Annotated in this window: 11 protein-coding genes, 1 tRNA gene and 1 pseudogene; 9 read left to right on the forward strand and 4 right to left on the reverse strand. The window is 66.1% G+C overall.

Annotated features, from left to right (window positions below):
• The coding region (locus WA317_RS06330) for a tyrosine-type recombinase/integrase (protein ID WP_425172225.1) at nucleotides 1-607 on the forward strand (607 nt) is incomplete at its 5' end.
• Between the two features lie 13 nt (nucleotides 608-620).
• On the opposite strand, the gene WA317_RS06335 is transcribed toward WA317_RS06330, so the two are convergent.
• Complete coding sequence (locus WA317_RS06335; RefSeq protein ID WP_425172226.1) at nucleotides 621-1,373, reverse strand: O-methyltransferase; 753 nt, start codon at nucleotides 1,371-1,373, stop codon at nucleotides 621-623.
• 152 nt (nucleotides 1,374-1,525) lie between these two features.
• On the opposite strand from WA317_RS06335, the gene WA317_RS06340 reads away from it, so the two are divergent.
• From WA317_RS06340 to WA317_RS06370, 7 genes are read left to right on the forward strand one after another with little or no spacing between them, the layout of a single operon-like run.
• Nucleotides 1,526-2,395 (forward strand): ParA family protein, encoded by an 870-nt coding sequence (locus WA317_RS06340; RefSeq protein WP_425172227.1) that lies wholly within the window; start codon nucleotides 1,526-1,528, stop codon nucleotides 2,393-2,395.
• An 18-nt stretch (nucleotides 2,396-2,413) separates the two neighbouring features.
• Nucleotides 2,414-3,250, forward strand: a complete 837-nt coding sequence (locus WA317_RS06345; RefSeq protein ID WP_425172228.1) for a segregation/condensation protein A — start codon at nucleotides 2,414-2,416, stop codon at nucleotides 3,248-3,250.
• Complete coding sequence (scpB, locus tag WA317_RS06350; protein ID WP_425172229.1) at nucleotides 3,247-3,939, forward strand: SMC-Scp complex subunit ScpB; 693 nt, start codon at nucleotides 3,247-3,249, stop codon at nucleotides 3,937-3,939. Before WA317_RS06345 ends, scpB begins: the two co-directional genes overlap by 4 nt.
• The gene (locus tag WA317_RS06355; protein WP_425172230.1) at nucleotides 3,939-4,682 is read left to right on the forward strand and encodes a pseudouridine synthase; all 744 of its coding nucleotides are present in this window, start codon (nucleotides 3,939-3,941) and stop codon (nucleotides 4,680-4,682) included. The genes scpB and WA317_RS06355 overlap by 1 nt, the downstream gene beginning before the upstream one ends.
• A complete protein-coding gene (gene cmk, locus WA317_RS06360; protein WP_425172231.1) occupies nucleotides 4,679-5,371 on the forward strand; it encodes a (d)CMP kinase in 693 nt (230 codons plus the stop codon). The genes WA317_RS06355 and cmk overlap by 4 nt, the downstream gene beginning before the upstream one ends.
• Complete coding sequence (gene der, locus WA317_RS06365) at nucleotides 5,368-6,768, forward strand: ribosome biogenesis GTPase Der (RefSeq protein ID WP_425172232.1); 1,401 nt, start codon at nucleotides 5,368-5,370, stop codon at nucleotides 6,766-6,768. Before cmk ends, der begins: the two co-directional genes overlap by 4 nt.
• Nucleotides 6,769-6,818: 50 nt before the next feature.
• Nucleotides 6,819-7,601 (forward strand): sulfite exporter TauE/SafE family protein, encoded by a 783-nt coding sequence (locus WA317_RS06370; RefSeq protein WP_425172233.1) that lies wholly within the window; start codon nucleotides 6,819-6,821, stop codon nucleotides 7,599-7,601.
• On the opposite strand, the pseudogene WA317_RS06375 reads toward WA317_RS06370, so the two are convergent.
• From WA317_RS06375 to WA317_RS06385, 3 genes and pseudogenes are all read right to left on the reverse strand, one after another.
• A pseudogene (locus tag WA317_RS06375) lies at nucleotides 7,570-7,992 on the reverse strand (DUF222 domain-containing protein); the annotation flags it as partial. The gene WA317_RS06370 and the pseudogene WA317_RS06375 sit on opposite strands and share 32 nt — an antisense overlap.
• Nucleotides 7,993-8,077: 85 nt before the next feature.
• Nucleotides 8,078-9,178, reverse strand: coding sequence for an IS110 family transposase (locus WA317_RS06380; protein ID WP_425172234.1), 1,101 nt, complete (start codon nucleotides 9,176-9,178; stop codon nucleotides 8,078-8,080).
• A 55-nt stretch (nucleotides 9,179-9,233) separates the two neighbouring features.
• On the reverse strand, nucleotides 9,234-10,388 hold the full coding sequence (locus WA317_RS06385) for a 13E12 repeat family protein (RefSeq protein WP_425172235.1): 1,155 nt from the start codon (nucleotides 10,386-10,388) through the stop codon (nucleotides 9,234-9,236).
• Between the two features lie 157 nt (nucleotides 10,389-10,545).
• Here WA317_RS06385 and WA317_RS06390 point away from each other — a divergent pair.
• Nucleotides 10,546-10,619: transfer RNA gene (locus WA317_RS06390), tRNA-Pro, on the forward strand.
• Nucleotides 10,620-10,769: the final 150 nt, after the last annotated feature.

The raw sequence follows: 10,769 nt of genomic DNA on the forward strand, positions 1-10,769 counted from the left end.
GCCGACTCCCGGGCGCCGGCTGCCGAAGAGCCTGACCGTCGAACAGGTGCTGGCGTTGCTCGCCGGCGCCGGCGGCGATAGCCCGTCCGACGGCCCGCTGACGCTGCGCAACCGGGCGCTGCTGGAGCTGCTCTATTCCACCGGGTCACGCATCTCCGAGGCCGTCGGCCTCGACGTCGACGACATCGACACCCAAGCCCGGTCGGTGCTGCTGCGGGGCAAGGGCGGCAAGCAGCGGCTGGTACCGATCGGGCGGCCCGCCGTGGATGCCCTGAACGGTTATCTGGTGCGGGCCCGTCCGGACCTGGCACGTCGCGGCCGGGGGACGCCGGCGATCTTCCTGAACGCCCGCGGCGGTCGGTTGTCCCGTCAGAGTGCGTGGCAGGTCCTGCAGGACGCGGCCGAGCGCGCCGGCATCACCTCAGGTGTGTCGCCGCACATGCTGCGGCACTCGTTCGCCACGCATCTGCTCGACGGCGGCGCCGACGTGCGGGTGGTGCAGGAGTTGCTGGGTCACGCGTCCGTGACGACGACGCAGATCTACACGCTGGTGACAGTGCACGCACTGCGCGAAGTGTGGGCCGGCGCGCACCCGCGCGCGCGTTGATTCGCCGGCCGCGTCAGCCGAGGTACTCCGACTCCAACACCAGATCGCTGATCAGTCGCTGGTATTCCACGTGCGCGGTGTGTTCGGTGGTGTGCCACAGCTTGCCCTCCTGCTGCCGCATGTATTCGCGATATTTCGGCGCGCCGGGCACTTTGACGTTGTCGGCGACGACGATCGACCCGCGGTGCAGCCAGCCGCGGTCGAGGATGCTCTGCAGATCGGTGAGGTACGCGTTTTTGTCGTGATCGACGAACACGAAATCCACCGAGCCGGCGCCGACACCGTGCTGGCCGGCCAGCGCGTCGAGGGTGCGTCCGCCGTCCGCGATCGTGCCCACCACACACGTGATCCGGTCGTCGACGCCGGCGTGCGCCCAGATCCGGCGGGCGTTGGCCGCATTGGCTTCGGCGAGTTCGACAGACAGCACCTTCGCGGCGGGAGCAGCCCGCGCGATGCGCAGCGCGCTGTATCCGCAGTAGGTGCCCAGCTCCAGGGCCAGCTTCGGGTCGGCCCGGCGAACGGCGGCGTCGAGCAGGGCTCCTTTTTCGTCGCCGACGTTGATCAGTATCGACTTCTGGTAAGCGAAGCGGTCGATGGCGGCCAGCACGTCGTCGACGTCGCCGGCTTTCGCATTGTTCAGCACGTAGTCGACCGCCGCGGCTTCCCGCCCGTCACCGATTTGGCCCGTGGTCGTGATGTTGCGGGCACCGGTAGCCATCCGCCAGACCGACCACCGCAGGAACGGCATACGTTGCTTGAGGCTCATGGGGGAGACGATAGTCGGCTGCCGGCGCCGAATATCGGCTGGTCGGGTTGCCTGCGCGTTTCCCTCCGCCGGTGCAGGTAGCCGTTAGACTTTCCTGCGATGTCCGTCAGCAACCGGATGCCTGCGCATTCCACAACGAGCCGCGACCCGGCATGACCCGCCCAGATGACGCGGATCCGGTTGCCGAGGTCGGCCTGACCGGACGGCCGTGGCGGGCGATCCCGGAGCCCAAGCCCCGGACATCCCACGGTCCGGCCAAGGTCGTTGCGATGTGCAACCAGAAGGGCGGCGTCGGCAAAACCACGTCGACGATCAACCTGGGCGCCGCGCTGGCCGAATACGGCAGGCGGGTGCTGTTGGTCGACATGGACCCCCAGGGCGCACTGTCGGCGGGCTTGGGCGTGCCGCACTATGACTTGAACCGCACGGTGCACAACCTGCTGATGGAGTCGCGGGTGTCGGTCGACGATGTGCTGCTGCACACCCGCGTCAAGGGCATGGATCTGGTGCCCAGCAATATCGACCTGTCGGCTGCAGAGATTCAGTTGGTCAACGAAGTGGGCCGCGAGCAGACCCTGGCCCGCGCGCTGTACCCGGTGCTCGACCGTTACGACTACGTGCTGGTTGATTGCCAGCCGTCACTGGGGCTGCTCACCGTCAACGGATTGGCGTGCGCTGACGGCGTGGTCATCCCCACCGAGTGCGAGTACTTCGCCCTGCGCGGCCTGGCGCTGCTCACGGACACCGTAGACAAGGTCCGGGATCGGCTCAACCCGAAACTGGACATCAGCGGCATACTCATCACCCGCTACGACCCGCGGACCATCAACTCGCGCGAGGTCATGGCGCGGGTCGTGGAGCGTTTCGGTGACCTGGTCTTCGACACCGTGATCAGCCGCACGGTGCGATTCCCGGAGACAAGCGTGGTCGGTGAACCGATCACGACGTGGGCGCCGAAGTCGGTAGGTGCGCAGGCCTACCGTGCGCTGGCCCGCGAGGTCATCGACCGCTTCGGTGCTTAGCGCAACGTGCACTGCGAAATGCCACCGTCAAACGGTTTTCGGGTCCGGCTGACCAATTTCGAGGGGCCGTTCGACCTGCTGCTGCAACTGATCTTCGGCCATCGGCTCGATGTCACTGAGGTGGCTTTGCACAAGGTCACCGACGAGTTCATCGCCTACACCCGCGCGATCGGATCCAAGCTGGCGCTCGAGGAGACCACGGCGTTTCTGGTGGTCGCGGCGACCTTGCTGGACCTCAAAGCCGCGCGGCTGCTGCCGGCTGGGCAGGTGGAGGATGACGCTGACCTGGCCTTGCTGGAGGTGCGCGACCTGTTATTCGCCCGCCTGCTGCAGTACCGGGCGTTCAAGCACGTGGCAGAGATGTTCGCCGAGCTCGAAGCGGCTGCGCTGCGCAGTTATCCGCGGGCGGTGGCGTTGGAGGAGCGCTTCGCCGGGCTGCTGCCGGAGGTGATGCTCGGCGTCGACGCAGACCGGTTCGCCGATATCGCCGCGACCGCTTTCACGCCACGGCCGGTAGCGACAGTAGGCCTCGAACACCTGCGCCAAATGGTCGTCTCGGTGCCCGAGCAGGCCGCTGAACTGTCGTCGTTGCTGGAAGCGCGGGGCAGTGGCGAGTGGGCGTCGTTCTCCGAGCTGGTCGCCGACTGTCGGGCCCCGATCGAAATCGTCGGACGCTTCCTGGCACTGCTCGAACTGTATCGGAGCCGCGCGGTAGCATTCGAGCAGGCAGAACCGCTTGGTGTGCTTCAAATTTCCTGGACCGGGCAACGGCCGGCCGGCGAAGACGTGAGGGAAACAGACCTTCCCGACGGCCGCGAAGGTCGGCCCGCTGCGCAATCTCGAATCGAATCATGACCGAAGACATGCCTGACTTGGACCTGGGTCTGGAGATACCTCCTGACCCGGCAGAGCTCGACGACGCGGAACTCGGCAGGGTGCTCGAAGCGCTGTTGCTGGTGGTGGACACGCCGGTGAGCAACGAGGCCCTGGCCGCTGCCACCGAGCAACCGGTGTACCGGGTGGCCGCGAAGCTGCGGGTCCTGGCCGACGAGCTGACCGAACGCGACAGCGGCATTGAGCTTCGCGAAGCCGGGGGCGGGTGGCGCATGTACACCCGCGCCCGTTTCGCGCCCTATGTCGAGCGGCTGCTGTTGGACGGTACCCGATCGAAACTCACCCGGGCGGCACTGGAGACGCTCGCGGTAGTGGCCTACCGCCAGCCGGTGACCCGTGCGCGGGTAAGCGCTGTGCGCGGGGTCAACGTCGACGCCGTCGTGCGCACCTTGCTGGCACGCGGCCTGATCACCGAGGCCGGTGCGGATTCGGACACCGGTGCGACGACGTTCGCCACCACCGAACTGTTCCTGGAGCGGTTGGGGCTGTCCTCGCTGACCGATCTGCCGGACATCGCGCCATTGCTGCCCGACGTCGACACGATCGATGATCTGAGCGAATCGCTCGATGCCGAGCCTCGCTTCGTCAAGCTCAGCGGCGCTCGGGCACCAGAGCAGCCCGCTGTAGCTTTCGATGTGGATGAAAGCTAATGGCCGATTCCGACGGTGTCCGGTTGCAGAAGGTGTTGTCGCAGGCTGGAATTGCCTCGCGGCGGGTCGCCGAGAGGCTGATTGCCGAGGGCCGCGTCGAAGTCGACGGGCAGCCGGTGACCGAGCCGGGCACCCGAGTCGACCCGAACGTGTCGGTGATCCATGTTGACGGCGCCAGGGTGGTTCTCGACGAGTCGATGGTCTATTTGGCGTTGAACAAGCCGCGCGGTATGCACTCGACCATGTCCGACGACCGCGGCCGCGCCTGCATCGGCGATGTCGTGGAACATCGAGTGCGCGGCAACCGCAACCTGTTTCACGTCGGCCGGCTCGACGCCGACACCGAAGGGTTGATCCTGCTGACCAACGACGGTGAACTAGCGCACCGGCTGATGCATCCGTCGTATCGAGTACCTAAGACGTATGTGGCGACTGTCGCGGGCACAGTCCCGCGCGGGCTGGGCAAGAGACTGCGTGCGGGCCTCGAATTGGACGACGGACCCGCCGCTGTGGATGATTTCGCTGTGGTGGACGCGATTCCGGGCAAGACCATGGTCCGGGTGACCCTGCGCGAGGGGCGCAAGCGCATCGTCCGTCGGCTGCTGGCGGCCGCCGGCTTTCCGGTAGAGGCGCTGGTTCGCACCGATATCGGCGCGGTGTCGCTGGGCAAGCAGCGGCCAGGCAGCCTGCGGGCTCTGGGCCGCAACGAGATCGGTGAACTCTATAAAGCGGTGGGCTTGTGACGGTCGAGGGCGGCGTCGTCATCGCGATCGACGGTCCGGCCGGAACCGGAAAATCATCAGTCTCGCGGGGGCTGGCACGCGCACTGGGAGCACGCTATCTCGATACCGGCGCCATGTATCGGATGGTGACGTTGGCGGTGCTGCGGGCCGGGGTCGATCAAGAGGATGACGCAGCAGTCGCGGCGACCGCCGCTTCGGCGCAGCTGTCGGTGGATTACGACCCGGATATCGATCGTTGTTTCCTTGACGGCGAAGATGTTTCGGCGGAAATACGCGGTGACCAGGTCACCCGAGCGGTGTCGGCAGTGTCGTCGGTCTCAGCGGTGCGTGAGCGGCTGGTCGGATTTCAGCGCGAGATGGCCCGCGGCCGGGGGAGCATCGTCGTGGAGGGCCGCGATATCGGCACGGTGGTGCTGCCCGATGCAAACGTCAAGGTGTTTCTGACGGCCTCGGCTGAAACCCGGGCGCGGCGACGCAACGATCAGAACGTCGCGGCGGGCCAGGTCGACGACTATGACGCTGTCCTGGCCGACGTGCGTCGCCGCGACCACTCGGATTCGACGCGGACGGTGTCGCCGCTGCGGGCGGCCGAGGACGCGGTGGTCGTCGACACCAGCGAGATGACCGAGGCCGAGGTGGTCACTCACCTGCTTGAGTTGGTCGATCAGCGGAGTAAGGCGATCCGGTGAGCCAAGACGGCACGTGGAGTGACGAAACCGACTGGGAAGTCGGTGATCTCGCCGCTGCGGATGAGGAGGATCTCGGTGGTCCGCCGCCGGTGGTCGCGGTTGTCGGTAGGCCCAACGTCGGTAAGTCAACCTTGGTCAACCGGATCCTGGGCCGACGAGAAGCCGTGGTGCAAGACGTGCCTGGCGTGACCCGCGACCGGGTGTCCTATGACGCGCTGTGGACCGGGCACCGGTTCGTCGTGCAGGACACCGGGGGCTGGGAGCCGGACGCGCAAGGCTTGCAGCAGCTGGTCGCCGAGCAGGCGTCGGTGGCGATGCGCACCGCTGACGCGGTGATACTGGTGGTCGACGCGGTCGTCGGCGCCACCTCCGGAGACGAGGCCGCCGCTCGCATTTTGCGCCGGTCCGGCAAGCCGGTGTTTCTGGCCGCCAACAAAGTTGACGGCGAGCGAGGCGAGGCCGACGCCGCGGCGTTGTGGTCCTTGGGGCTCGGGCAGCCGTACGCGGTAAGCGCAATGCACGGACGCGGTGTGGCCGACCTGCTCGACGAAGTGGTGGCCGTGCTGCCGGCGGTTGCCGAGTCGGCGTCGACAGGTGGCGGTCCGCGGCGGGTGGCGCTGGTCGGTAAGCCCAATGTCGGCAAGAGTTCGTTGCTGAACCGGCTGGCCGGTGACGAGCGGTCGGTGGTACACGATGTCGCCGGCACCACCGTCGACCCGGTGGACTCGCTGATCGAGATAGACGGCAAGATCTGGCGTTTCGTCGACACGGCCGGCTTGCGCCGCAAGGTCGCTCAAGCCAGCGGGCACGAGTTCTACGCATCGGTGCGCACGCACGGCGCTATCGATGCCGCCGAAGTGGTGATCGTCCTGATCGACGCGTCCACGCCGCTGACCGAGCAAGACCAGCGGGTGTTGTCGATGGTGATCGACGCCGGGCGAGCGTTGGTGCTGGCGTTCAACAAGTGGGACGCTGTCGACGAAGACCGGCGCTACCTGCTGGAGCGGGAAATCGATCGAGAGCTCGCCCGGGTGCGGTGGGCGCAGCGGGTCAATATCTCCGCCAAAACCGGCCGGGCGGTGCAGAAGCTGGTGCCGGCCTTGGAAGCGGCGCTGACATCGTGGGACACCCGCATCGGCACCGGGCTTTTGAACAGCTGGATCAAGGAATTGGTGGCCGCGACACCGCCGCCGGTGCGCGGCGGTAAGCAACCGCGCATCCTGTTCGCCACCCAGGCAACGGCGCGCCCGCCGACGTTCGTGTTGTTCACCACCGGCTTCCTGGAGGCCGGTTACCGACGATTCCTGGAGCGACGGTTGCGCGAAGCTTTCGGTTTCGAAGGCAGCCCCATCCGCATCAATGTGCGGATGCGCGAGAAGCGCCGCTTGAAGCGCTGAGGTCTTTGGCCTGCGGTTGGGCCAGTTCAGTCTCCGGATAGGGTTTTCCGGTGCCTTTCTCGCACGCGTCCCTGATCTTGCTTGCCGCCTTCGGCGCGGGCACCATCAATTCGATTGTCGGGTCAGGCACGCTGATCACCTTTCCGACGTTGGTCGCGCTGGGTTTCCCGCCGGTGACATCGACCATGTCCAACGCGGTCGGTCTGGTGGCGGGCGGGGTGTCGGGTACCTGGGGTTACCGGCGGGAGCTGCGCGGCCAGTGGAACCGGCTGCGCTGGCAGGTTCCGGCCTCGTTGGTCAGCGCCGGCCTGGGGTCCTGGTTGCTGCTGCATCTGCCGGAGAAGGTGTTCACCCGAGTGGTTCCGGTGCTACTGGTCGCCGCGCTGATGCTGGTGGTGATCGGGCCGTGGATCCAGGAGTGGTCACGAGGGCAAGCGGAGGCGGCCGGCCGCTCCGCGGACGACGTATCTTATGGCCGAATGGTTGCGTTGGTCGTCAGTACTTTCGCGATCGGTGTCTACGGTGGCTACTTCACTGCGGCGCAAGGCATCCTGCTGGTCGGGGCGATGGGCGCGTTGCTGCCCGAATCGGCGCACCGGATGAACGCGGCGAAGAACCTACTGTCGCTGTTGGTGAATATTGTTGCAGCGCTGGCTTATACGCTGTTCGCGTTCGACCGGATCAGCTGGCCGGTGGCCGGCCTCATTGCGATCGGTTCGCTGATCGGCGGCTGGCTCGGTGCCCACTACGGCCGCCGGCTATCGCCGAACGCGTTGCGCGGCATCATCGTTGTGGTCGGCCTTATCGGCTTGTATCGACTACTGGCGGTATAGCGCGCTCTGAGGGCTGAGCCAAGCCGCCGTCGTCGGGTAGGAGGCGTTCGGGGTAGTGGTAGCTGTTGACGCCGCCGGGAAGTGGTAGCTGGGGAGGCGGAATCCACTGGGTTTGGCCGTTGGCGAGCTTGGCTGTGCGCCAGCCTTTGTCCAGCAGCCTGTGGTGGGGCTGGCAGGTGAACGTCAGCTTGTCGATGTTGGTCAGTCCGCCGCTGGCCCACTCGTCGACATGATGTACCTCACTGATGTAGCCCGGTGCGTCGCAGCCGGGAAAAGTACACCCGCGGTCGTGCGCGTAGAGCACTAGACGTTGATCGGGTGAGGCGATGCGGCGAGCGCGGCCCAGATACAGCGGGCGGGCGTGGTGGTCGTCAAAGACGGCTAGGTAATGACGCCTCTCTGTGTCAAGGGTGCGGTTGTAGCGTGAGGTAGCAGGCCCGGGAAGTGACTTGTCTGAAGTGCCGGTGTTCGGGGTTTTAGCCGGCCGCGCGAGACGACAGAGCCGCCCCCGAGTGTCCTCCCGGGCCTGCCTCTTGTCGGTAGGTGTCGCGGATCAGCTGTCGGTAGACCACGTCGGAGAGGCGTCGTTTCAGGCAGCGCATGGCTTCGCGTCGGCTCTTTCCTTCGGCTCGTTTTCGCTGGTAGTAGGCCTGTGCTTGGGGATGGTTGCGGATCTGGGTGAGTGCCATGACGTGCAGGCAGGAGTTGAGTTGGCGGTCGCCGGCGCGGGAGAGGCGGTGGCGGGTGACGTCGCCGGACGACACCTCGATAGGGGCGGTGCCGGTGTAGGTGGCGAAGGCGGCTGCCGAACGGAATCTGTGGATGTCTCCGACGCGGCTGATGATCTTGGCGGCCGAGATCGTGCCGATGCCGTGCAGCTCGGTCAGGCCGGTGCCTGAGGCGGTGACCGCGGACGTGATGTCGTTGGCGGATTTGGCGATGCGGCGGTCGAGGTGACGTAGTTCGCTGACCATGTCGGCGGCCAAGCCGCGCAAAGCTTTGTTGGCGGGGTCGCGAGGCCGAATGGGGCGTAACAGTGTGGTGGCACGCTCAGCGGTCAGCGTGCCCGACGCGCCGCCGGGGGTCAGTCTGGTGAGCAGCACGTGTATCCGGTTGAGGGTTTGGGTGCGGGTCTTCACCAGATCCTCGCGGTGCTCGACAATCGCCCGCAACGCGGTCGCGGCGTCATCGACGGTGACGGTGGTGAGGTGGGTGGCGTTGAGCGCGGCGATGCCCACCGATAGGGCGTCGGCGTCGTCGTTCTTGCGGCCGTGACCAGTGGATAGGAGTCGCACGCGGGCAGCAAGTTTGGCCGGAACGTCCACGACATCGACGCCGTCGGCGGCTAAACGGGAAGTCAACGGAGCACCCATCCCGAAGGCCCCTTCGATCGCCCACATACTGACGTGCCAGGTGCGGGCGAACCGGTGCAGTGACCGGTAACCCTCACGGCTGACCGGCACTCTAAGAGTTGCCAAGGGCTGCAGAGACTCGCTGACTACGGCCGCGGTCCACGACGCTTTGTGGGGATCTATGGCGATCACCACACGGCGATCGATGCTGGATACCACTGACACGTTCCACTCCTCATTTCGATGTGTTGAAACCGAGGAGGGCACATCAACTTTCGGCTTAACAGGCCTCTCTCAAGCCACTCCTCGTTTGCGGCGATGGCCGGACGCAGGTCATTACTGAGTCAACCGGTGTCGGTGACAGGTAAGCATCGAGCAGAGCCGGCCACCGCCTCGAAGAGCATGGCTCCAAGCCAGACCCTCCTGCACCTGATTGAACAAGTTGGAAGGCATGGCGGGCCATGCGGATGACGTCGCGCATAGGGAGCAGGGTGCCGGCACCGGTGACGGCGTGCCCGCGGGCAACGTTGAGCTCCTTCAGCGTGGTGGACACGATGACGGTCACCGGCAGTCCGTTGTGTGTGCCCAACTTCGGGTCGCCCAACTGACAGCGGGCCAACGCGTTGAGGGCGTCGTGTTGACGCTGGGCGTGGCTGCGCAGATCCTTTGCCGCAGCCTCGTCGCTGGGTGCGGTGGTCAGGCAGGCGGTTTGATCGTCGGGATTGCACACTCCCGGGGCAGCGAAGCGGGCCAGCCAGGCATCGAGGTGTGCTCGCAATTCGGGGGTGGCGATCAATTTGCCGATGCTCATCCCGTCGCGGCGCTGAGGTGACCAGGTGAAGCCACGTTGGCGGGCGCGGTCGGTGTCGGAGAATTTCCCGTCGGGGTTGATCAAAACGGCGCAGCGGTGAGCAACCTTTTCCAGTTGGTCGGGGCGCAGCGTGGCCGCCTGCTGGGCTAGAAATCGCTCGGCACGCTCGACGACGTTGACCGGGGTGACCTCGGGCAGGTCGCGCACGAAGGTCTGGATCACGCGCAAATGTTGCTCATCGAGGATGCCGGATCGCCAGGCTTCGGCGGTGGCGGGCAGTTCGGGTGGCAACTGCTCGCCGGTCACGGTAATGCGCGGAAGGAGCTGTTCGGCGTTGCGCAGGCGGCGGCGGGCTTCAGCGACGGTGATGCGCAGCCAATCCGCGATGACTTTATGCGCGGCGCCGCCGAGGTCGGCCCAGTCGTCGTTAATCAGCCCGTTGATCAGGTCGTGGCTGCTGACTGCTTGGCGGCGGCGGGCGGTTTCCAGCCGCTCCAAGGCGCGCAGCCGCACCACCGGTGAGCAAGCGTCAAAGTTCAATTCACTCACCCCTGCTACCGCCGCGTCGAGCGCGTCGAAGGCAGCAGTCACCTCCGACGTATCGGCAGCGGTGGTAGAACGCATGTTCGAATGATATCCGCGACGGGTGTCACGGAGCGGCCCCGCAACTGGCCGCTGTGGATGAATCACTGACTGTGGACAACCAGGAGCGGTGGGCTGGGGATTGTCGGCAGCGTCTCCGGTAGGCTTTCGACCTGCCGCCGGTGACAGTGCCGGCGACCGGGCTGTGGCGCAGTTTGGTAGCGCACTTGACTGGGGGTCAAGTGGTCGCAGGTTCAAATCCTGTCAGCCCGACGCAGGTCAGAGGTGGTTTTCAGCCTAACGACGCATACCTTCGAAGCGCCTTTGACCCCTATCCTTACCCCAGTTGGCCGGTAAGATGACCCCGTGGCAAAGCGTGCAGCAAACGGTAGGGGAGCAGTCCGACAACGCCCAGACGGACGC

The organism is Mycobacterium sp. (assembly GCF_049802695.1).
Classification (GTDB): Bacteria; Actinomycetota; Actinomycetes; order Mycobacteriales; family Mycobacteriaceae; genus Mycobacterium.